Origin of the sequence: Rhizobium sp. Rhizsp82 (assembly GCF_047325115.1) — a bacterium.
GTDB lineage: Bacteria > Pseudomonadota > Alphaproteobacteria > Rhizobiales > Rhizobiaceae > Rhizobium.
On sequence record NZ_CP168571.1, the window covers coordinates 14,653 to 37,575 of the forward strand.

Annotated in this window: 20 protein-coding genes; 11 read left to right on the top strand and 9 right to left on the bottom strand. The window is 63.3% G+C overall.

Annotated features, from left to right (window positions below):
- Positions 1–40: 40 nt before the first annotated feature.
- The 9 genes from ACEN84_RS24205 to ACEN84_RS24245 form a co-directional block, all read right to left on the bottom strand.
- Positions 41–838 (bottom strand): transporter substrate-binding domain-containing protein, encoded by a 798-nt coding sequence (locus tag ACEN84_RS24205; protein WP_130280233.1) that lies wholly within the window; start codon positions 836–838, stop codon positions 41–43.
- 61 nt (positions 839–899) lie between these two features.
- Entirely contained in the window at positions 900–1,628 is a 729-nt protein-coding gene (locus ACEN84_RS24210; RefSeq protein WP_112714431.1) for an amino acid ABC transporter ATP-binding protein, read from the bottom strand.
- Positions 1,612–2,265, bottom strand: a complete 654-nt coding sequence (locus ACEN84_RS24215) for an amino acid ABC transporter permease (protein WP_112714433.1) — start codon at positions 2,263–2,265, stop codon at positions 1,612–1,614. Before ACEN84_RS24215 ends, ACEN84_RS24210 begins: the two co-directional genes overlap by 17 nt.
- Before the next feature lie 7 nt (positions 2,266–2,272).
- Positions 2,273–2,956, bottom strand: coding sequence for an amino acid ABC transporter permease (locus tag ACEN84_RS24220; protein ID WP_112714435.1), 684 nt, complete (start codon positions 2,954–2,956; stop codon positions 2,273–2,275).
- A gap of 40 nt (positions 2,957–2,996) precedes the next feature.
- Positions 2,997–3,752, bottom strand: coding sequence for a 2-dehydro-3-deoxy-D-gluconate 5-dehydrogenase KduD (kduD, locus tag ACEN84_RS24225; protein ID WP_413711964.1), 756 nt, complete (start codon positions 3,750–3,752; stop codon positions 2,997–2,999).
- A 4-nt stretch (positions 3,753–3,756) separates the two neighbouring features.
- The gene (gene kduI, locus ACEN84_RS24230) at positions 3,757–4,593 is read right to left on the bottom strand and encodes a 5-dehydro-4-deoxy-D-glucuronate isomerase (RefSeq protein WP_413711965.1); all 837 of its coding nucleotides are present in this window, start codon (positions 4,591–4,593) and stop codon (positions 3,757–3,759) included.
- Positions 4,590–5,360: a GntR family transcriptional regulator gene (locus tag ACEN84_RS24235; RefSeq protein WP_199625548.1), complete on the bottom strand. Its 771-nt coding sequence runs from the start codon at positions 5,358–5,360 to the stop codon at positions 4,590–4,592. Before ACEN84_RS24235 ends, kduI begins: the two co-directional genes overlap by 4 nt.
- Before the next feature lie 196 nt (positions 5,361–5,556).
- Complete coding sequence (locus ACEN84_RS24240; protein ID WP_413711966.1) at positions 5,557–7,470, bottom strand: DUF5054 domain-containing protein; 1,914 nt, start codon at positions 7,468–7,470, stop codon at positions 5,557–5,559.
- A gap of 237 nt (positions 7,471–7,707) precedes the next feature.
- Positions 7,708–8,721 carry a substrate-binding domain-containing protein gene (locus tag ACEN84_RS24245; RefSeq protein WP_413711967.1) on the bottom strand — a complete coding sequence of 338 codons (1,014 nt, stop codon included), beginning with the start codon at positions 8,719–8,721 and terminating at the stop codon, positions 7,708–7,710.
- Between the two features lie 181 nt (positions 8,722–8,902).
- On the opposite strand from ACEN84_RS24245, the gene ACEN84_RS24250 reads away from it, so the two are divergent.
- The 11 genes from ACEN84_RS24250 (at position 8,903) to ACEN84_RS24300 (ending at position 22,885) form a co-directional block, all read left to right on the top strand.
- Positions 8,903–9,931, top strand: a complete 1,029-nt coding sequence (locus ACEN84_RS24250; protein ID WP_199625551.1) for an ABC transporter substrate-binding protein — start codon at positions 8,903–8,905, stop codon at positions 9,929–9,931.
- 77 nt (positions 9,932–10,008) lie between these two features.
- A complete protein-coding gene (locus ACEN84_RS24255) occupies positions 10,009–12,249 on the top strand; it encodes an ABC transporter permease (RefSeq protein WP_413711968.1) in 2,241 nt (746 codons plus the stop codon).
- Positions 12,246–13,307, top strand: coding sequence for an ABC transporter ATP-binding protein (locus ACEN84_RS24260; protein ID WP_112714451.1), 1,062 nt, complete (start codon positions 12,246–12,248; stop codon positions 13,305–13,307). Before ACEN84_RS24255 ends, ACEN84_RS24260 begins: the two co-directional genes overlap by 4 nt.
- A gap of 28 nt (positions 13,308–13,335) precedes the next feature.
- A complete protein-coding gene (locus ACEN84_RS24265; protein ID WP_203430196.1) occupies positions 13,336–14,136 on the top strand; it encodes an inositol monophosphatase family protein in 801 nt (266 codons plus the stop codon).
- A 177-nt stretch (positions 14,137–14,313) separates the two neighbouring features.
- Positions 14,314–15,039, top strand: coding sequence for a FadR/GntR family transcriptional regulator (locus ACEN84_RS24270; protein WP_130280251.1), 726 nt, complete (start codon positions 14,314–14,316; stop codon positions 15,037–15,039).
- 44 nt (positions 15,040–15,083) lie between these two features.
- On the top strand, positions 15,084–16,592 hold the full coding sequence (locus tag ACEN84_RS24275) for an ABC transporter substrate-binding protein (RefSeq protein WP_112714457.1): 1,509 nt from the start codon (positions 15,084–15,086) through the stop codon (positions 16,590–16,592).
- A gap of 64 nt (positions 16,593–16,656) precedes the next feature.
- Positions 16,657–17,604, top strand: coding sequence for an ABC transporter permease (locus tag ACEN84_RS24280; protein ID WP_130280253.1), 948 nt, complete (start codon positions 16,657–16,659; stop codon positions 17,602–17,604).
- Positions 17,601–18,473 (top strand): ABC transporter permease, encoded by an 873-nt coding sequence (locus tag ACEN84_RS24285; protein WP_203430200.1) that lies wholly within the window; start codon positions 17,601–17,603, stop codon positions 18,471–18,473. The genes ACEN84_RS24280 and ACEN84_RS24285 overlap by 4 nt, the downstream gene beginning before the upstream one ends.
- Before the next feature lie 21 nt (positions 18,474–18,494).
- Positions 18,495–20,279, top strand: a complete 1,785-nt coding sequence (locus ACEN84_RS24290; protein ID WP_413711969.1) for a gamma-glutamyltransferase family protein — start codon at positions 18,495–18,497, stop codon at positions 20,277–20,279.
- A 2-nt stretch (positions 20,280–20,281) separates the two neighbouring features.
- Positions 20,282–21,037 (top strand): DUF1028 domain-containing protein, encoded by a 756-nt coding sequence (locus tag ACEN84_RS24295; RefSeq protein ID WP_413711970.1) that lies wholly within the window; start codon positions 20,282–20,284, stop codon positions 21,035–21,037.
- Between the two features lie 9 nt (positions 21,038–21,046).
- Complete coding sequence (locus ACEN84_RS24300) at positions 21,047–22,885, top strand: dipeptide ABC transporter ATP-binding protein (protein WP_413711971.1); 1,839 nt, start codon at positions 21,047–21,049, stop codon at positions 22,883–22,885.
- Positions 22,886–22,923: the final 38 nt, after the last annotated feature.

A 22,923-nucleotide genomic window follows, 5' to 3' on the forward strand; every position in this document is an offset into this window, starting at 1 on the left:
ACTCGCCGGGGTCTTTCGACCCCGGCGTTTTTCTTTCCGGTTACTGGCGCGAAGTCAGATCGTCGGGCAGTTCGGCGTTGTGGTACTTGCGGTAGATGTCGCGCAGCACCTTGTTGTCGAAATTGGTCTTGACCCATCCGTCGAGCCAGCCCTTCAGAGCGGTTTCGCCCTTCGGGATGCCGATGCCGAGATTGGTTTCCTTCTGGGTGAACTTCACCTGCAGCGGATTGGCGGTCATCTTCTTGTTGATGCCGTTGATGACGGCCGACTGGCTGGACAGGATATCGACCTGGCCGGAAACGACGGAGGTGATCAGCGTCGCATCGTCCTCGAAGCGGACGATATCGGCACCCTTGGCCTTGGCGGTGATGTCCTGGTCGTTGGTAGTGGCGCGCGTCACGCCGATGCGCTTGCCGTCGAGATCGGCATAGTCCTTGATCGCGGCGTCAGCCGGACCGGCAACGACGAGAGCGAGCGTCGCGTAGGGAACCGAGTAGTCGATCGCCTTCTTGCGCTCTTCGGTGATGCCGAGCGACGAGACCACCATGTCGGCCTTGCCCGTCTGCACCGAGGGAACGCGGGCGGCGTTGGTGATTTCCACCAGCTCCAGCTCGACGCCGAGATCCTTGGCGATCAGCTTGGCGGTTTCGACATCCGAGCCGGTCGGCTTCAGGTTTTCATCGACGAAGGAATATTCCGGAATGCCCATCGCCACGGCGATGCGGACTTTCCCGGCCTTCTTGATGTTTTCAAGCACGTCGGCATTGGCAACCGATGCAAAGGCCAGAAGGCTTGCTCCGGCGATAAGCGCCAGTTTCGAAATCATTCTCGTCGGCATATGAGTCTCCTCTCTCGTTTACCCGACCCTGCGCTTTCGCGCAGGTACTCCTCCTTTGAGATCACAGCTCTTCGGCCATGAACTCCTTCAGTTCCGGCGTCTGCGGGTTGGAGAGGATGTCTGCCCCTCCGGTCTCCCAGACCTTGCCGGTATGCATGTAGATGACGCGATTGGCGGCCCGCTTGGCGAAACCCATCTCATGAGTGACGACGATCATCGTCATGCCGCCACGGGCGAGATCTTCCATGACGCGCAGCACTTCGCCGGTCAGTTTCGGATCGAGCGCCGAGGTCACTTCGTCGAACAGCATCACCTTGGGCTGCATGGCGAGCGAACGGGCAATCGCCACGCGCTGCTGCTGGCCGCCGGAAAGCTGCTCCGGATAGTTGTCGATCTTCTCCGACAGACCGACCTTGGCGAGGACCTGTTTGGCAATCTCATGCGCCTGGTCTTTGCGCATGCTTTTCACACGGCGCAGCGCCAGCATGATGTTTTCGGCGACGGTCATGTGCGGGAAGAGATTGTAGCTCTGAAACACCATGCCGATATCGCGGCGAAGCGCGCGCAGGTCGAGCTTCGGATCTTCGACCCGGTGGCCGCAGACCTCGATCGTGCCGTCCTGGATCGTCTCCAGCCGGTTGATGCAGCGCAGCGCCGTGCTCTTGCCGGAGCCCGACTGACCAATTAGGGCCACGACTTCGCCGGTATTGATCTCGAAGGACACGCCCTTCAGCACCTCGAGGGCACCGAAACGCTTGACGACATTGGTGAGTTTAACGGCGGCCGGCATTGAGTTTCCTCTCAAGCGAACGGCTCCAGACCGACAGCGGATAGCAGACGCAGAAGTAGAAGAGCGCTGCGACGCCGAAGACCAGGAACGGCTGGAACAGGGAATTGTTGATGACCTGCGCGGCGCGCGTCAGCTCCAGGAAGCCGACCACGGATGCGAGCGAGGTATTCTTGACGAGCTGGACGAGAAAGCCGACCGTGGGCGGCGTGGCGATCTTCAGCGCCTGCGGCAGGATGACGTCGCGCAGCGCCTGCCAGCGGGTGAGGCCCAGGCATTCGGCTGCCTCGAACTGCGTCTTGGCGATCGATTCCACCGCGCCGCGCCAGATCTCGCCGAGATAGGAGCTCGAATAGACCATCATGCCGAGACCGGCGGCAACGAGCGGCGGCACGGAGATGCCGAAGACGCCGAGGCCGAAATAGAGCAGGAACATCTGGATCAAGAGCGGCGTGCCCTGGACGATCTGAATGTAGACGAGCGCCGTGCGCCGCAGCCAGCGGAAGCGCGAAATGCGCGCCAGCATGACGAAGAAGCCGGCAATACCGCCGAGGACGAAGGCCAGCGCCGAAAGCACGACGGTCCAGAGCAGGCCGTCCAGCAGGTAGAAGAGGTGATTGGTCGAGAACGCGCCGAGCATCGTCACCTCACACGCCGAGCCCGAGCCGGCGGCGGCGCGGGAATGCGATGAGGCCGAGCCCGAAGAAGGCGGCGCGCATCAGATAGGTGATCGCGATATAGAGAAGCGCGACGACGAAATAGGTTTCGAGCGATCGGAAGGTGTTCGACTGGATGTTGTTGGCAACCCCCGTCAACTCTTCGGCCGAAATCTGCGAGCAGATCGACGTCGACAGCATCATCAGGATGAACTGGCTGGAGAGCGACGGATAGACGCGCTCGATCGCCGGCAGAAGGATGATGTCGCGGTAGATTTGGAATTTCGAGAGACCGAGCGCCTCGGCCGCCTCGATCTGGCTCGGATGGATCGAATCCATGCCGGCGCGGACGATCTCGGCCGTATAGGCGCCGACATTGATGACCATCGCGAAGACCGACGCCGCGATGATCGGCAGGCGGAAGCCGATCGACGAGAGGCCGAAGAAGATGAAGAAGATCTGCACGATGAACGGCGTGTTGCGCACCGTTTCGATATAGACGCTGACGATGCCGCGCAGGATGGCGGAGTTCGAGCGGCGGGCGATCGCGCAGGCGACGCCGATGCCCATGCCGATGATCACCGAGAAAAGCGTGATCTCGATCGTCGTCAGTGCGCCGGACAGGAAATCCTGCCAGTAGGGCAAGAGCGCCCCGAAATCGAACTGATACTGCATAACTCCTCCGTGCGCGGCGGGTCAGGCCGGCGCCAATGCCTTATCGTGCGAGCCAGCCGCCATCGACGGGGATGACGGTGCCGTGGACGTAGTCGGATGCTGCCGATGCCAGGAATACGGCGGCACCGCCGAGTTCCGATGGCGTGCCCCAGCGTCCGGCCGGAATGCGCGCCAGGATCGCGGCGTTGCGATCCGGGTCTTCGCGCAGCGCCGTCGTGTTGTTGGTCGAGAAATAGCCGGGCGCGATCGCGTTGACGTTGACGCCCTTGCCGGCCCATTCGCAGGCGAGCAACCGGGTGATCCCGGCAAGGCCGCTCTTCGATGCGGTATAGGACGGGATGCGGATGCCGCCCTGGAAGGACAGGAGCGAGGCGATGTTGACGATCTTGCCGCTGCCCCTTTCCAGCATGTGGCGGCCGGCGGCCTGCGACAGGAAGAAGGCCGTCTTCAGATTGGTATCGATGACCGCGTCCCAGTCTTCCTCGGTAAAGTCGATCGCATCGGCGCGGCGGATGATGCCGGCATTGTTGACCAGAATGTCGAGGCCACCGAAGGCCGAGATGGTCTCGGCAACGATATCCTTGACCGGGGCGATCGTACCGAGATCGGCCTTGATCGCGTGAAAACGCACACCTGCCTTGGTGACCAGCGCTTCGGTTTCCTCCATCGACGAGCGGCCGACGGCAGCGATCGAGGCGCCTGCCTCGGCGAGCGCGACGGCGATGCCCTGACCGATGCCGGTATTGGCGCCGGTAACGATGGCGGTGCGGCCCGAGAGATCGAAGGGATTGGCCATCGTCCTACCTCAGATCCGCGATGGCAATATGGTCCATGTCGGTGAAGCTCTTGTTGTCACCGGCCATCGCCCAGATGAAGCTGTAATTCTTGGTGCCGGCGCCCGAATGGATCGACCAGGGCGGCGAGATGACCGCCTGCTCGCTGGCAACCAGCATGTGGCGGGTCTGCTGCGGCTCGCCCATGAAATGGAAGACGCGCTGATCGGCCTCCAGATCGAAATAGAGATAGGCTTCCATGCGCCGGTCATGCGTATGAGCCGGCATGGTGTTCCAGACGCTGCCCGCATCGATCATCGTGAAGCCCATGGTCAGCTGGCAGGATTGGCAAACTTCCGGATGGATGAACTGGTAGATCGAGCGCTTGTTGGCGGTCGCCGCTTCGCCGGGCGTCAGGTGGCGCGCCTTGTCGCGCGTCAGAAGCGCGGTCGGATGAACCTCGTGCGCCGGCGTCGAGACCAGATAGAACTTGGCGGGCTTGGCAGCGTCAGCGCTTTCGAAGCGGACATCCGCGGCGCCCTTGCCGACATAGAGGCAATCGTATTTCTGGAGCTCATAGCTCTTGCCGTCGACGACGACGCGGCCGGCGCCACCGACATTCAGCGCGCCGAGCTCGCGTTCGGCGAGGAAGGTCTCCTGTCCGATTTCCTTCGGCGCTCCGAGCGAAAGACCTTCGCCGAGCGGCGTCGCGCCGCCGATGACCATGCGGTCATAATGGGAATAGGTGAGCCGGATTTCGCCGCCCGCAAACACCGTCTCGACCAGGAAATGGCGGCGCAGCGTTTCGGTGTCGTAGCCGCGAACGGCTTCCGGATGGGAAGCGTGACGGACATCGATCTTCATTGATTTTTTCCCTTCTCTTCAATGGATGCCAAGGGAGATTTTGCATCCTCGATGAAATAGTTCGGATCCCAGATCTCGGCCTTCTCGACTTCCCCGAGCAGCTTGCCGAGATGGAAACCCATGGCGGCGGCGGCACCCGCCTTGTCGCCCGCCTTCATGCAGTCGATGACCGCCGAATGCTCCTCGATGACGCGGGCAAGACGCCCTTCCTGCGGCAGGGTCAGCAGGCGGTAGCGATCGGAGTGGACCTTTACCTGCTGGATGATCGCCCATATGCCGGGGAAGCCGGAAATATCGCTGATCAGCTTGTGAAAATCGTTGTCGACCACATGGAAGGCGGCGACATCGTCGTCGCGCACGCAAGCGCTGAGATCGGCCAGATTGCGCTCCAGCGAACGGATGCCTGCCGGCGTGATCTTCTCGACGGCGATCGAGACGGTCGTATCCTCCAGCGCCTTGCGCACCAGGATTGCCTCATAGAGCGCCCGGCGCGGAATCCGCGACACGAAGGTGCCGGACTGCGGAAAGACATCGACGAGGCCATCGTCGGAGAGACGCAGGATTGCCTCGCGGATCGGCGTGCGGCTGACGCCGAACTGCGCCTCCAGTTCCTTCTCGTTGAGCAGGTCCATCGGCTTGCGGCGCAGGGAAATGATGTCGTCGCGCAGCGCGTTGTAGACGAGCGTTGCGGCACGCGGGGCGGCCGCGCGCTGATGCGAGAGATGGGTGACGCCGGCGAGCGAGCGCTTCTTGCGGGCTTCGCTCATCGCGCCGCGCTCCGCATGCCAACAATCACAAGCACGAGATTTTTCTCCACCCGTCGCCACCTCCCGTTGGCTTGGCAAGAAGTAGTATATTAGTATCCAACTTAGCGCAAGCGGGCGAAAGCAAAGACTTTTCCACAACGAAAAAGCCGCGGAGATCGCTCTCCGCGGCTTGGCTTTACTATTATTTTTCAGGTACTTAAATTTCGGAAAGCCGGAAGCGGGCGACGATGTCGCCCTCGCACCACATCGGAAAATTCGTGCCCCACTTGTTGTTGTGGAGATTGAACCGGATGCCTTCCGCAAAGTCCGGGCGGGTCTTGCAGAAGGTCATGAAATCCCAGCTTGCGGGTGCGGCGAGCGGCGTATCCAGAGGCTCGATCTGCAGCGCGCCGGAGCGTGCAGCGCCGACGGCCTGCAGCTGCGCCCCGCCGCTTTCGGCGATCGCATCCGAGTGATGCAAGAGCCCCATCTTGCGGAAGCTCCACTCCGCCTCGCCCGCAGGCGTGACGAAGAAGAAGCTTGCCTCCGGCATGCGGTTGGCGGGCTTGGCATGCAGCGTCAGCTGAATGGAAAGCGCATCGCCTTCATCCGAGAACCGCAGCGAAACATGCTTTGGCGACCCGTATGAAGCCGATGCGCGCGCGGGCAGCGAAAGCAACATCATGTTGCCCGTGGCCGCCTCGAGAATCGGCGCGAAGGATTGCGACAGCCCAGCACCCGACAGCCCGAGCCCCGGCTTGTCATGATCGAGCACCGCCCACTCCTGCCGGTGCGTCAGATAGGTGTCCATATGCCTGCCGACATCGGCGGCATCGTAGCTTTCGTAGCGATAGCCGAGCAGAGCGCCGCCGCGGCCCGGGATCGTCTTGCCCGAAGGCGTCTCGACCGAGGCGATATCGCCACTTTCGCTTTCAAGCTGGATCGTCCAGCCGCCAACTTTCAGCTCGCTCTCTTTGCCCGAGATCGCAGGCAATGCAGGCGCAGCAAGTTCGCCAATCGCCTGCGTGGCTGCGGCAGCATCTTCGGGTTCCAGCATCGACACAGCCTTGCCGAGGTAATCGCGCTGCTCCTGCCAGGATTGTTCGGCATAGGCAAAGCGGTAGTCGCTCTTGCGCGCCGCCTCGAAATCCGGCCGCGACCAGGCCTTGTCGTCACGCAGATAGGATTTGATATCGACGCCGCAGGTGTGCTCGGCGACCATCGCCAGCTCACGGCCGAAGGCGAGCCGGTTTTTCGTCAGGCCGTCAGCGGCAAAGCGGTCGTAAAGCCGCTGCAAGGAAAGGAACCGCGCCGTCTTCTGCGGATCGGTGGCGCTGCCGTGGATCCAGCTGTCGCCGAGCTCGATATCGACCACCGGAAAGCGCTCGCGCGCCTCCCAGAGGAGTGCGCCGTAATCTTCAAGTGTTGCCGCACGGATCACCGCATCCGGCTCGCGATGGCGGATTTCGCGCAGCGCCTCGGCTGTCTGCGGCACGCTCTGCGGGCCGATATTGTCGTTGGTATGGGCAAAGCTCAGCCCGTCCGCAAAGCCTTCCGGGAAATAGGTCTCGCCATAGGAGCGCTGATACATGACGACGACTTCCTCGCCGCGCGGCGCGCGCCAGCGAAAGACGTCAGGCACTTCGGGCGGCGGCGAAGCGGTGTTGGCGCCGAGATGCAGGAAGCGGATCCCGGCTTCGGCAAGCAGCGGCACCATGCCGAGCGTGTGACCGGGCACATCGGTCATCTTCGCCGCGATCGTCTTTTTGCCGAAGCGCCGGTCGAGCTCCTGCGAATAGGAGAGCCCGGCGCGGAAAAGGTCGGGCGACATCAGCTCGGTATGCGTCGTGAACGGCAGGCCGTGCCACCGGATCAGCCCGCGCTCGATCGCCTCCTCGAGCTTTGCCACCTCGGCCGGAGAGCGCGAATTCAGATGATCCCAGATCAGCCAGGCGCCCGTCGTCCAGATGAACTTCGGTTCCTCGGGGTTCTCGGCATGGAAATGCGCGCCCGTCTCGATCGCCTGCGGGATGAACCGCTCGTGATACTGGCGGCGAACCTTCTCCGCGTGATCCGTGAAGCCGATATCCAGATGGGTCTTGAAGACCAGATGCACGCGCTTTTCTGACATGTCCATTCCGCTCGCTGGCCTCGGCAACCGCACCGGCCGCCTCGACATCTACGAGACAATGTAAACGTGTTCAAGTTGACTTTTGACGCAGGCTGCAATTGCGATCGACTACGGGACCGCTTCTTTGATTGAAACAAAGGAAATATCATTGAATTACAACGAACACGGCGCTCCAACACACATGCATCCGCCTTTTGAAAATTTGTGTAATCGTATGCACAAATCTTCGAGACGTCATCAGCCGCCGCGGATCGAGCCGCGCCAGACGAGCTCCGCGTGAAGCTTCAGCGTTTGCACTTGCGCCTCCTCGTCAGCCGCTCCCGGCGCGGCAAGGAAGGCAACCGCCTCCCGGGCAATGGCTTCGACCGGCTGGGCGAACGTCGTCAGATCGTAAGAGGACCATGAGGCCTGTTCGATGTCGTCGAACCCGGCAACGCAGAGCTGGTCGGGAACCGACATCATGAACTGGTGGCGCGCCGCGTCCATCACGCCGCAGGCGAGGAGGTCGTTGGCGCAGAAGATCGCGTCCGGGCGCTCCTTGCGGGTCAGCAGGCGCTGGGCGACAACCTTGCCCGCCTCGTAACCGGTCGAACCGAAACGCTCGACAGCGACCTCCATGCCGAGTGCCGCAGCCGCCGCAACGAAGCCATGCTCGCGGGCCATCAGGCTCGGCGTTCCGACTTCCGAATTGCCGAAGGCAAGCCGCCGGCAGCCAGCGCGGACAAAGGCCGTCAGGATGCGGCCGGCCGCTTCCTGGTCGTCGAGATTGATCCTGAGCGGCCCCGGCTGATCGTCGTCGCGGTTGATCAGCACCAGCCGCTGGCCGTTCTTCAGGCAGAGCTGGGTGATCGACTTGTCGGGCAGGCCGGAGAGAATGATCGAGGCATCGGCGCGATAGCGGATCGCCTGACGCAGCGCCCGATCGACGCTGCCGTCGGAACGATCGGTATTGATCAGCATGGCGATCTTGCCGGAATTCTGCAGGTGCTGCGTCACGGCGCGGATCAGCGACGAACGGTAGGGCGTTCCCATTTCTGAGACGATCAGGCAGACGATGCCGCTCTCGTTGCGCATCAGCCCGCGGGCGAGATGATTGACGTGATAGCCGAGCGCTTCTGCCGCCTCCATCACCCGCTTGCGGGTTTCGGGCGCGACGCTTGCTCCCGGCGTAAAGGTACGCGACACCGCCGAGCGGGAAACGCCCGCCTTTTCCGCAACTTCCTGCGCGCTGACAAAGACTTTCGTGACCACCTGAATCTCCCCTTGCACGCGACTGTGCACGATATTGCAATTGCGTGCAATATCCACCTCCAGGACTTTTATGACAGTTTTGTGACAAAAGTGGTTGACAGGGTTTATTAGGTCATGCAGCATTTGCACACGCTTGCAAAGGCGATCGGCGTGGAGGCGCCGCCACATCCAGGAGGAAATAATGCGTTCAGCTAAAATTGCGGCAGCGATGCTCGCCGCGACCGTGTCTTTTGCTGCCTTTTCGGCCCATGCCGCCGGCAATCTCAACGTCATCTGCTCGGCCGACCAGGAGGTCTGTGACCTCATGAAGGGGCTGTTCGAGAAGCAGTCGGACATCAAGGTGAACATGGTGCGCCTGTCCGCCGGCGAGACCTATGCCAAGATCCGCGCCGAGGCCCGCAATCCGAAGACCGATATCTGGTGGGCCGGCACCGGCGACCCCCATCTGCAGGCAGCAGCGGAAAATCTGACGCTCGAATACAAGTCGCCGCTCTTCGACCAGTTGCAGGACTGGGCCAAGAAGCAGGCCGAAAGCGCCAAGTACCGCACGGTCGGCGTTTATGCCGGCGCGCTGGGCTGGGGCTACAACACCGACATCCTGAAGCAGAAGAACCTCAAGGAGCCGAAGTGCTGGGCCGATCTGCTTGACCCGTCCTACAAGGGCGAGATCCAGATCGCCAACCCGAATTCCTCGGGCACGTCCTACAACACGCTGGCGACGCTGGTGCAGATCATGGGCGAGGACCAGGCATTCGATTACCTGACGAAGCTGAACGCCAACGTCTCGCAATATACCAAGTCCGGTTCGGCGCCGGTGAAGGCCGCTGCCCGTGGCGAATCGACGATCGGCATCGTCTTCATGCATGACGCCGTGGCGCAGACCGTCGAAGGCTTCCCGATCAAGGCCGTCGCGCCCTGCGAAGGCACCGGTTACGAGATCGGCTCGATGTCGATCGTCAAGGGCGCCAAGAACCTCGAAAATGCCAAGAAATGGTACGACTGGGCGCTCAGCGCCGAGGCGCAGTCGCACATGAAGGACGCCAAGTCCTTCCAGCTGCCGTCCAACAAGTCTGCCGAGGTGCCGAAGGAAGCGCCGAAGTTCGAAGACATCAAGCTGATCGACTACGACTTCGCGAAATACGGCAACCCTGACGTCCGCAAGGCGCTTCTCGCCCGCTGGGACAAGGAAATCGGCGCCAAGGCGAACTGATCCTCCTGAAACCGATGGCCGGGAGCCCAAAGCTGCCGGCTGCCATGCCTATACCGTGCTCAAGCGGGAGCGACCCTATGAAGAACCACAATCGCAGACTGGATATCGCTCTCGTCTTCGCCATTGCCGCCCTGATACTGCTCCCGTGGTATCGGATCGAAGGCGGCTTCTTCGGCCTTGGCTGGCTGTCTGATTTCCTGGGCGATCCCTCCACGGCGCCCGGCATCCTGCAGATCACCACCTATGGCCGATGGTGGCTCGCGATCGCCGTCGTCTTCGTTCTGCTTGGCGGCATCGCGCGCTTCCTTTCCGATCCGAAGTCGCGCGCCACGCTGCTGGCCTGGGCAGGCGGCCTGGGAGTTCTTTTCCTGACGCTGGAAGGACTGGCGATCAACCTCTCCGGCTGGAGCTGGACATTCGCCGAAAACCTCTTCGGCGCGCTGCCTGACGGCCAGCCGTCGATGGGTGCGGGCGCCATCGTCACCGGCCTCGTCTTCGTGTTCTTCTTCGCCTTCGGCCTTGCCGAACGCGGCGTGATGAAGGGCGACGCCTTCGTGGTCGGCGCCATCGCCATGCTGGTGTTCCTCGTCGCCATCTTCGTCTTCTATCCGGTCGGCAGCATGTTCGTCGGCGCGTTTCAGGATTTCGACGGCTCCTTCAATCCCAACGGCTTCCTCACCAATATCCAGGATTCCTCCGTCTGGAGCCTCGGCTGCGTTGTCGGCGGCGAACGCTGCGGGGTTGCCTGGCGCACGCTCTGGCTGGCGATCATGACGGCCGCCGGTTCGACGACGCTCGGCCTCTGCTTCGCGCTCGTCGCCACCCGCACCCGCTTTCCCTACAAGAAGGGTCTGCGGCTGCTGACGATCCTGCCGATCATCACGCCGCCCTTCGTCGTCGGCCTGGCGCTGACCCTGCTCTTCGGCCGCTCGGGTGTCGTGACACAGCTCATCTCCTCGCTGCTCGGCATCGAGCCCGGCCGCTGGCTCTATGGCCTTACCGGCATCTGGATCGCCCAGGTCCTCTCCTTCACGCCGATTTCCTTCCTCGTGCTCATCGGCGTCGTCGAAGGCGTCAGCCCGTCGATGGAGGAAGCATCGCAGACGCTGCGCGCCGACCGCTGGCGCACCTTCTGGCGTGTCTCGCTGCCGCTGATGAAGCCCGGCCTCGCCAACGCCTTCCTGATCGGCTTCATCGAAAGCATGGCCGACTTCGGCAACCCGATGGTGCTCGGCGGCAGCCATGGCGTGCTGTCGACGGAGATCTTCTTCGCCGTCGTCGGCTCGCAGAACGATCCGGCCCGCGCCGCCGTGCTCGCCATGATCCTGCTCGTCTTCACCATGTCGGCCTTCATCGCCCAGCGCTTCTGGCTGCAGGGCAAGAGCTACGCGACGGTAACCGGCAAGGGCGATTCCGGCCAGCATATCGCGCTGCCGCGCGGCGTCTCGATTGCCGTCCACTCCCTCGTCATCCCCTGGGCGATCTTCACCATCGTCGTCTATGCGATGATCCTGTTCGGCGGCTTCGTGCGCACCTGGGGCCTCGATAACACGCTGACATTCGAACACTACATTCGTGCCTTCTCGATCGGTTTCCGTGATGACGGCGGCCTGGCGTGGACGGGGGTCGCCTGGAATTCGTTCTGGACGACAATGGAGATCGCCCTGATCTCCGCCCCGCTCACGGCCGCTGTCGGCCTGCTGACGGCCTACATCATCGTCCGCCAGAAGTTCGTCGGCCGGAACGTCTTCGAATTCGCGCTGATGCTGAGCTTCGCGATCCCCGGCACCGTCATCGGCATCAGCTACATCATGGCCTTCAACCTGCCGCCACTCGAAATGACCGGCACGGCGCTAATCCTGGTTGCCTGCTTCGTCTTCCGCAACATGCCGGTCGGCGTGCGCGGCGGCGTGGCGGCGATGAGCCAGCTCGACAAGAGCCTCGACGAGGCCTCGCTGACGCTGCGCGCCAACAGCTTCCGGACGATCCGCAAGGTCATCCTGCCGCTGCTGCGCCCGGCAATCACGGCAGCCCTCGTCTATTCCTTCGTGCGCGCCATCACCTCGATCAGCGCCGTCATCTTCCTGGTCAGCGCCGAATACAACATGTCCACGGCCTATATCGTCGGCCTCGTCGAGAACGGCGAATACGGCGTCGCCATCGCCTATTCCTCAGCGCTGATCGTCGTCATGGTCACGGTCATCGCCGGCTTCCAGTTCCTCGTCGGCGAACGCCGCCTGCGCCGCGAAAACCGCGTCGCGATGGCAGCGCCGGCCGCTACCGCATCCGCACCTCTCGGTCAGGAGAAAACCGCATGAGCAGCAACAAACCCGGTTCCGTCGTCTTCGAGAACGTGCGCAAGACCTTCGGCGCCTTCACTGCCATTCCCAACCTGTCGCTGACGATCGAGCCCGGCACGCTGGTGACCCTGCTCGGCCCCTCCGGCTGCGGCAAGACGACGACGCTGCGCATGCTTGCCGGTCTCGAGCACCCCTCGTCCGGCCGCATCCTGATCGGCGGCAAGGATGTGACGATGCTGCCGGCCAACGAGCGCGACGTGTCGATGGTGTTCCAGTCCTATGCGCTCTTCCCGCACATGACCTCGCTCGACAATGTCGCCTACGGCCTGGAATCGTCAGGCATGAAACGCAAGGAGGCGCGCGAGCGCGCCGAAGAGGGCCTGAAGCTCGTCGGCCTCGCCGGCATGGGCCAGCGCCTGCCGGCCGAACTCTCCGGCGGCCAGCAGCAGCGCGTCGCCGTTGCCCGCGCTCTGGTGCTCGAGCCCCAGGTGCTGCTGCTCGACGAGCCGCTGTCGAACCTCGACGCCCGCCTGCGCCGCCGTGTCCGCACCGAGATCCGCGAGCTGCAGCAGCGGCTTGGTTTCACCGCCGTCTATGTAACCCACGATCAGGACGAGGCGCTTGCCGTCTCCGACCAGATCATCGTCATGAAGGACGGCGAAATCGCCCAGAAGGGCGCGCCGCGCGATCTCTACGACCAGCCGGTCTCCGCCTTCATTGCCGACTTCATGGGCGAGGCGAATGTCGTGCCCTGCGATGTCATCGGCATCGATGGCGATCACGCGACGATCAATGTCGAGGGACTGACGCACCGAATATCCGGCCGCAACATGCGCCCCGGCCCGGCACAGCTGGCGGTGCGCCCGAACGCCATCACGCTGGCGCCGAAAAACGGCGGCGCCTACAGCGGCAAGATCACCCACGCCGCCTATCTTGGCGACCACGTGGAATATGAAGTCAAAACCAGTAACGGCACGCTCTTCGTCGTCGACCCCGCAGTGGAAAGGGCCTTTGCGCCTTTGACAGAGGTGGAGATCGGCTTCAAGGATCGCGGCATTGCCATCATCGGCGGCTGAGCCCGCATTTCATCAAGGGAAGATTTTCATGACGTCGCATGTCGTACCCGGGCTCGAAGCGCGCCTCGCGCTGGCCGAAGCCGTGGCCCGCGAAGCGGGAGCCGTCGCTCTCGATTATTTCAAGCGCCGCGAAACGCTGGTGATCGAAACCAAGCGCGATCCGCAGGACGTGGTCTCGATTGCCGACCGCGAAGTGGAAAACCTGATCCGCAAGCGCTTCAACGAGGCCTACCCCGCCGATGGCGTCCTCGGCGAGGAATATGGCCTCGAATCCGGCACATCGGGCTTCACCTGGGTCGTCGATCCGATCGATGGCACCAGCCCCTTCGTCAACGGCATGCCGAACTGGTGCGTCTCGATCGGCCTGCTGCATGACGGCGTGCCCGTCGTCGGCGTCATCTCGGCGCCCTGCCACGACGAACTCTATGCGGCAGCCCTCGGCATGGGCGCGACGCTGAACGGCAAGACGCTCTCGCTCGATCCGTCCCGCACCATCCGCAACGCCGTGACCGGCATCGGCGCCAACAACCACGTCACGCCTGCCTTCGTCGGCAAGATGGTGGAAAGCCTGCTGGAAGCCGGCGGCAATTTCATCCGCAACGGCTCCGGCGCCCTCATGCTCGCCTATGTCGCCGCCGGCCGTCTCGTCGGCTATTACGAGCCTTACATGCACGCCTGGGACTGCATGGCCGGCTACTGCCTCGTCAAGGAAGCCGGCGGCTGGTACCACCCCTTCCCGACCGAGGGCGAACGCCTGACCAAGGGCGCGCCGGTTCTGGCAACGGCACCCGGCTCAACCGACGATCTGCGCAAAATCGCCGGTATTTAAGCGTTTTTGCATCTTTATCTGCCCAATCCGGCGTCATCGGCGCCGGATTTTTTGTGCGTAGCGAAATCCACAGCCTATCTTTTGTGCAATGCAAAAATTGCACAAAAAACCGCTTGACGATGCGAACCAATATGGTTTTGGATTGGACCAATAAGAAATTGGTTCGGACCATTCGACATGGATGAGACCACGGGGAACTCCAATTACGCTCTCGACAAGCTGCGTGCGCTGCTGCGCTCGGACAGCCTCGATGCCGACGGCAAGCTGCCGACAGAACGGGCTCTCTCGGAGAGGCTCGACGTCAGCCGCCGCGCCATCCGCCGTGCCTTGGAAGTTCTGGAAGCCGAGGGACTGATCTGGCGCCGCCAGGGATCCGGCACGTTTGCCGGAAGGCGCCCCGACGGCTGGAGCGAGCATGTGGATTCGATCGTCGCCGGCACCGACCTGATGGAAATCATGGAAGTGCGCCTGCGCATCGAGCCGCAGCTCGCTCAGCTTGCCGCCATCCGCGCCAAGAAAGCCGATGTCGAGCGCATGTACGAGCTCGTCAAGAAGATCTACGAAAGCACCGATGCCGATGGCCGCGAGCTCTGGGACGGTGCGCTGCACCGCCATATCGCCCAATCGGCCGGCAACCAGTTCTTCCTGACGATCTTCGACGTCATCAACCGCGTGCGCCAGGACGAAGCCTGGCAGACGATCCGCGAGCGGGCACGCGCCGCCAGCAAGACGCGCACGGTGACCTATGGACAGCATACCGCGATCGTCGACGCGATTGCCGCCCGCGACCCCGCGAGAGCCGGCGAAGCCATGCGCCAGCACCTGCTGACGCTGCAGGAGAGCCTGGTCCGCATGACCTCGCTCGACCACCAGATACCGGAGACCAAAGAAGAGCTCACCTGAAGAGCCGCCGGCAATGAAGCAAAAAAGAACCAGAGGAGAGTGAAATGAAGACCGCCAGTTTTGTGACGACCCTTCTAGCCGGGGCGCTTGTTGCCCTTCCATCCTTTGCCGCCGAGCTGAAGATCGGCCTGCAGGACGATGCCGACGTGCTCGATCCCGCGCAGTCGCGAACCTTCGTCGGCCGCATCGTCTATACGGCGATGTGCGACAAGCTTGTCGACGTCACCCCAGACCTGAAGATCGTGCCGCAGCTCGCCACCGAATGGCACTGGTCGGATGACGGCAAGGCGCTGACGATGAAGCTGCGCGAAGGCGTCAAGTTCCACGACGAAACGCCGATGAATGCCGCAGCCGTCGTCGCCACCATCGAGCGCAACATGACACTGCCGGAATCGCGCCGCAAGAGCGAGCTGACCTCGGTCGAGAAGGTCGAGGCAACAGGCGAATACGAAGTGAAGTTCACGCTGAAGAGCCCCGACGTGACGCTGCTCGCCCAGCTCTCCGACCGCGCCGGCATGATCGTTTCGCCGAAAGCCGCCAAGGAGCTCGGCGCCAATTTCGGCAATCATCCGGTCTGCGCCGGTCCCTTCAAATTCGTCGAGCGTGTCCAGCAGGACCGTATCGTGCTTGAGAAGTTCCAGGACTACTGGAACAAGGACAATATCTTCATCGACAAGGTCACCTACCTGCCGATCCCGGATACGACCGTGCGCCTCGCCAACCTGCGCTCCGGCGATCTCGACATGATCGAGCGTCTGGCGCCGACCGACGCCGCATCCGTGAAGGAAGATTCGACCCTCACCTATGCCGACGCGATCGGCACCGGCTACATGGCGCTCTACGCCAATATCGGCAACGGCGCGCGCGCCGACAATCCGTTCGGCAAGGACAAGCGCCTGCGCCAGGCATTCTCGCTGGCGATCGACCGCGAAGCGCTGAACCAGATCGTCTACGAAGGCACGTCCGTTCCGGGCAACCAGTCCTTCCCGCCGAACAGCCCGTGGTTCGACAAGGACGTTCCGGTTCCGGCCCGCGATCTCGACAAGGCCAAGGCGCTCGTCAAGGAAGCCGGTTTCGACCGCGTGCCGATCGAGCTGCAGGTGCAGAACAACCCCGTCGCTTCTCAAATGATGCAGATCATCCAGTCGATGGTGGCAGAAGCCGGTTTCGATGTGACGATCCGCTCGACGGAATTCGCGACGCTGCTTTCGGAGCAGACGGCCGGCAACTATCAGCTCAGCCGTTCCGACTGGTCGGGCCGCATCGATCCCGACGGCAACATCCATCAGTTCATCACCTGCAAGGGCGGCATCAACGATACGAAGTATTGCAATGCCGAGGTCGACAAGCTGCTGAACGAGGCCCGCGCCTCCACCGACGATGCGGTGCGCAAGCAGAAATACGACGCCGCCGCCGTGATCCTCAACGACGACCTGCCGATCATCTATCTCGGCCATAACTCGTGGATCTGGGCGCTGCACAAGAACGTCACCGGCTTCGTCGCCTCGCCGGATGGCATGATCCGCCTGACCGGCGTCAAGAAGGAAGGCTGAGCCTAGCAACCGCGGCGGCGGGGCCATCCCGCCGCCTCTTGAGGCCCGTTCAGGATCGCCCACCATGTATACCTACATCGCCAAGCGGCTTCTCGTCGCCATTCCGACGCTGCTGATCATATCGGTCTTCGTCTTTTCGCTGCAGAAGCTCCTGCCCGGCGACCCCATCCTCGCCATGGCCGGCGAAGAGCGGGACCCGCAGGTCATCGAGTACCTGCGTGAGAAATACCGGCTGAACGATCCGGTGCCCTACCAGTACGTCTCGTGGCTGGGCTCGGTGCTGCAGGGCGATCTCGGCATCTCGCTCAGGACCAATCAGCCGGTTCTCGAGCTGGTCGCCGAGAAGCTTCCGGTGACGATCCAGCTCGCCATCATGTCGATGATCTTCGCCTTCGTGATCGGCGTCCCCATGGGCATTCTCGCCGCGGTGAAGAAGAATACGCTCTTCGACTATCTCGCAAACCTGATCGCGCTCTCCGGCCTCTCGATCCCGAATTTCTGGCTTGGCATCATGCTGATCCTGCTCGTCTCGGTGAAACTCGGCTGGCTGCCGGCTTCGGGGTACGAGCCCTTCTTCAACGACCCGCTCCGCTCGATCCAGACGATGCTGATGCCGTCCTTCGTGCTCGGCAACGCACTGGCGGCGACGCTGATGCGCCACACGCGCTCGGCGATGCTCAGCGTCCTCAGCGCCGATTACATCCGCACCGCCCGCGCCAAGGGGCTTTCGGAACGCTCCGTCGTTCTCGAACACAGCTTCCGCAATGCCGTGCTGCCGATCGTGACGCTGAGCGCGCTGCTCTTCGGCGAGCTCTTGGCCGGTGCCGTCCTGACAGAGCAGATCTTCACCATTCCGGGCTTCGGCAAGCTGATCGTCGATGCCGTCTTCAACCGCGACTACGCCGTCGTCCAGGGCGTCGTGCTCTGCACCGCGATCGGCTTCATCATGATGAACCTCATCGCCGATATCCTGTTCGTCCTTCTCAATCCGCGCATGAGGGCCTCGCTATGACCGCCATCGATCAGGTTGCCGTCGCCACCGAGCAGCGCGTACCCAGCCGCGCCTGGCGCAAGCTGAAGGCCAACAAGGGCGCGCTCGTCGGCCTCGGCATCATCGCCTTCTTCGCGATTCTGGCGGCGGCGGCCCCAATCCTGCCGATCCCGGATCCCAACGCCACCAGCTGGTCGGCGATCCGCAAGGCGCCATCGGCCGCCCACTGGCTCGGCACCGACGATATCGGCCGCGATATCCTCTCCCGCATGATCTGGGGGGCGCAGGCCTCGCTGATGGCCGGCGTCTTCTCGGTAGCGATCTCCGTTTTCATCGGCGTGCCCTTCGGGCTGCTTGCCGGCTATTTCGGCGGCTGGGTCGACCAGATCATCTCGCGCATCACCGAGGCCTTCCTCGCCATGCCGTTTCTGATCACCGCGATTGCGCTCGCCGCCTTCCTTGGGCCGAGCCTGACCAATGCGATGATCGCCATCGGCCTCTCGGCCATGCCGATCTTCATCCGGTTGACACGCGGCCAGGTGCTGGCGGTCAAGACCGAGGATTATGTCGAGGGCGCGCGCTCGATCGGCCTTCGCCATTTCAGCATCATCACCCGCTACATCCTGCCGAACGTCGCGGCACCGATCCTCGTCCAGGCAACGCTGACGGTCGCCACCGCGATCATCGCCGAAGCCAGCCTCTCCTTCCTCGGTCTCGGCCAGCAGCCGCCCGCCGCGAGCTGGGGCTCGATGCTGAACGTTGCCAAGAACTTCCTCTCCCAAGCCCCATGGATGGCGATGTGGCCGGGGGCGGCGATCTTCCTCGTCGTCATCGGCTTCAATCTCCTCGGCGACGGCCTGCGCGATGCGCTCGATCCGCGCGAAGCATGATCTCCTGAAAGGACATATGAAATGACCGCATTCACGACCCGTCCCGAAATCCTCGGCACATTCGGCGTCGTCACCTCGACCCACTGGATCGCCTCCGCCGTCGGCATGAGCATCCTCGAAAAGGGCGGCAACGCCTTCGACGCGGCTGTCGCCACCGGCTTCGTGCTGCAGATCGTCGAGCCGCATCTCTGCGGCCCGGGCGGCGACATGCCGGCGATCCTCTATTCGAAGAAGAAGGACAAGGTCGAGGTCATCTGCGCCCAGGGACCGGCCCCGGCGGGCGCCACGATCGAGCATTACACATCCGAGGGGCTGAAGCTGATCCCCGGCGACGGGTTGCTCGCGACGGTCATTCCCGGCAGCTTCGACGGCTGGATGCTGATGCTGCGCGACTATGGCCGCCTGACCGTCCGTGAAGTTCTCGAACCGGCAATCTATTACGCCGAAAACGGCCATCCGATGCTGCCCCGCGTCTCGGCAACGATCGCCGGCCTCGCCTCCTTCTTCGAGAAGGAATGGCCGACCTCGCACCAGACCTGGCTGCCCGGCGGCTCCGTTCCCGAGCCGCTCTCCAATTTCAAGAACCCGGTTCTCGCCGAAACCTGGAAGCGGATCGTCGCCGAGGCGGAAGCCAAGCGCGATCGCGAGGAGCAGATCCAGGCTGCACGCGACGCCTTCTATCGCGGCTTCGTGGCCGAAGCGATCGAGCGTTACGCCGGTTCGACCGCGGTGATGGATGCCAGCGGCACCAAGCACAAGGGCGTCATCACCGCCGATGACATGGCGAACTGGTCGGCGACAACAGAAGCGCCGCAGACCTACGTCTATCACGGCTGGACGGTCGCCAAGATCGGCCCCTGGGGCCAGGGTCCGGTCTTCCTGCAGACGCTGGCGCTGCTGAAGGGCGTCGATATCGCCTCGATGGATCCGGCCGGTGCCGATTTCGTTCATACGGTCACCGAAGCGATGAAGCTCGCCTTCGCCGATCGCGAGATCTATTACGGCGACCCGAATTTCTCGAAGATCCCGGTCGAGCATCTGCTGTCCGACGCCTATAACGACGAGCGCCGCAAGCTCATCAAGTCAGAGGCATCGCTGGAGCTGCAGCCCGGCATCGTGCCCGGCTTCGAAGACCAGTATGCACTGACGATGGACATGCTCGGCGTCACCTCCAAGACCGGTGCGGTCTATGAGCCGACCATGGCGCATCTGTCCGAGAAGCGTGGCGATACCGTCCATATCGACGTCATCGACCGCGAGGGCAACATGGTGTCGATCACCCCGTCAGGTGGCTGGCTGCAGTCTTCACCTACAGTGCCCGGTCTCGGTTTCTGCCTGAATTCGCGCGCCCAGATGTTCTGGCTGAAGCCTGGCCTGCCGACCTCGCTTGCCCCCGGCAAGCGGCCGCGCACGACGCTGACGCCGTCGCTGGCGCTCTACGAGGGACGCCCGACACTGGCCTTCGGCACGCCAGGCGGCGACCAGCAGGAACAGTGGCAGCTCTCCTTCTTCCTGCGCTATGTCCATCACAAGATGAACCTGCAGGCGGCGATCGATCAGCCGCTGTTCCACACCTCGCATTTCCCGGGCTCCTTCTACCCGCGCACCCGCGAACCGGGCAGCCTGATGGCCGAAGCGAATTTCGGCGGGGAGGTTCTGGAGGCGCTGCGTAGGAAGGGCCACAAGCTGACGGTCGCCGATCCCTGGACGGTCGGCCGCCTGACCGCCGCGCGCCGGGATGCGGATGGCCTGTTGCGGGCAGCGGCAACGCCGCGGCTGATGCAGGCCTATGCGGTGGGGAGATAACCGTGACCTACTCGATCGTCGCCCGTGACTCCGATAGCGGCCATCTCGGCATCGCCGTCGCCAGCCGCTTCTTCGCCGTTGGCGGCATCGTGCCGCATATCCGCGGCGGCATCGGCGCGGTGGCGACGCAGGCCTTCGTCAATCCGCTGAACGGCGTCGACGGTCTTGCGATGCTCGCCGCCGGTCAGGCGCCGGAAGCGATCGTTGCCGAACTTGCCGCGCGCGACGAAGGCCGCGACCAGCGGCAGTTCCACATGATCGGCGCGACGGGGCGTAATGCCGCCTTTACCGGCGAGAAATGCATCGACTGGGCCGGGCATCTGGTCGCCGAGAATGTCTCTGTAGCCGGCAATATGCTGGCCGGCCCGCAGGTAGTTGCGGCCACACTCGAGACCTTCCAGAAGACGGCAGGAAAGCCGCTCGCCGAAAGGCTGCTGGAAGCCATGCAGGCCGGCGAGGATGCCGGTGGCGACAAGCGCGGCAAGCAATCCGCCGCGCTCGTGATCTATCGCGACCAGGATTATGCCTGGCTCAACATCCGCGCCGACGACCATGCCGATCCGCTGGAAGAGCTGCGGCGGCTCTATGCCGTCGCCGGCGAGCGCTATCTGCATGTCGCCGAAACCATGGCGACCCGTGAAAGACCGAGCGGCATGATCGACCGTCGCGAGATCGACGTGAAGATCGCTGCACTCGAAGCCGCCCGCCTCGCCGAGGGCCGATCCTCGGCCTCCTTCGCCACACCGCTCAAGAGCTAAGACCGAACCATGAAGCAGGAACAGGATATGGGTGAAGCTGCAAAACCGGTGCTCTCGGTCAACAACCTGACCACGTCGTTTCTCGTCGATGGCGCCTGGAGGCCGGTCGTGCGCGACGTCTCCTTCGACGTCATGCCGGGCGAGACCGTGGCGATCGTCGGCGAAAGCGGCTCGGGCAAGAGCGTCACCTCGCTGTCGATCATGCGCCTGCTTGCCAAGAAGCAGAGCCGTATCGAGGGCAGCATCCTCCTGAACGACAAGGATATCCTGTCGCTGTCCGACAGGGAGATGCGCCGGGTGCGCGGCAACGATGCGGCGATGATCTTCCAGGAGCCGATGACATCGCTGAACCCGATCTTCACGATCGGCCGCCAGATCTCCGAAGCGCTGACCTGCCACGGCGATATGACCAAGAGCGAGGCGCGCGCCGAGACCGTCCGCCTGCTCGAAAAAGTCCGCATTCCCAATGCCTCGTCGCGCTTCGACGAATATCCGCACCAATTCTCCGGTGGCATGCGCCAGCGCGTGATGATTGCCATGGCGCTCGCCTCGCGCCCGAAACTCCTGATCGCCGACGAGCCGACGACGGCGCTCGACGTGACGATCCAGGGCCAGATCCTCGACCTGATCAAGCTGCTGCAGGAAGAGGAAGGCATGTCCGTTCTCTTCATCACCCATGACATGGGCGTCGTCGCCGAGATTTCCGACCGCACCATCGTCATGTATCGCGGCGAGGCCGTCGAAACCGGCCCGACCGACGACATCTTCCATCGCGGCAAGCATCCCTACACCCGTGCCCTGCTCTCGGCGGTGCCGCGGCTGGGCTCGATGACCGGCCAGAAATGGCCTCTCCGCTTCCCCGTTGTCGATACCGCGACGGGTGAGCGCAGCGAACCGGCCGCCGTTGCCGACACCGTCGATCGCGGCAAGACGCCGATCCTCGAAGTCAAGAACCTGACGACGCGCTTTGCGATCCGCGGCGGCATTTTCGGCAGCCGGACGGGCGCGATCCATGCCGTCGAGGACGTGTCCTTCGACCTTTTCCAGGGCGAGACGCTGTCGCTTGTCGGCGAATCCGGCTGCGGCAAGTCGACGACGGGGCGCTCGATCACCCGGCTGATCGAGCCGAATGCCGGCAAGGTCAATCTCGACGGCTACGACGTCACCGGCCTCGATTCCTCGAACCTCCGGCGGATGCGCCGCAGCATCCAGATGATCTTTCAGGATCCCTTCGCCAGCCTCAATCCGCGCATGACTGTCGGCGCCACCGTCAGCGAGCCGATCGTGGCGCACGGCCTCGGCACCCGGGCGCAGGCCCGCGAGAAGGCGGCCGACCTGCTCGAACGCGTCGGCCTGAAGCCTGATATGATGGAGCGCTATCCACACGAGTTTTCCGGCGGTCAGCGCCAGCGCATCTGCATCGCAAGGGCGCTTGCGCTCGATCCGAAAGTCATCGTCGCCGACGAGAGCGTTTCGGCGCTCGACGTCTCGATCAAGGCGCAGGTCTGCAATCTCCTGATGGACCTGCAGCAGAGCCTCAACCTCGCTTTCCTGTTCATCTCGCATGACATGGCCGTCGTCGAGCGCGTCAGCCACCGCGTCGCCGTCATGTATCTCGGCGAGATCGTGGAGATCGGCCCCCGCGAGGCGGTGTTCGGCAATCCGCAGCACCCCTACACGAAGAAGCTGATTTCGGCGGTCCCGGTTCCCGATCCGGCGCGCCGCGGCATCAGGCGCGGCCTCTCGACGGACGAGCTGAAGAGCCCGATCAGGCCGCTTGGCTATGTGCCGCCGAAGCGGTGCTACAAGAGCGTCAGCGAAGGCCATCTGGTTCAGGTCGAGGCCTGAACCAGCGGGTTCCGGCCCCGCCCGGATTTGTTCCACCC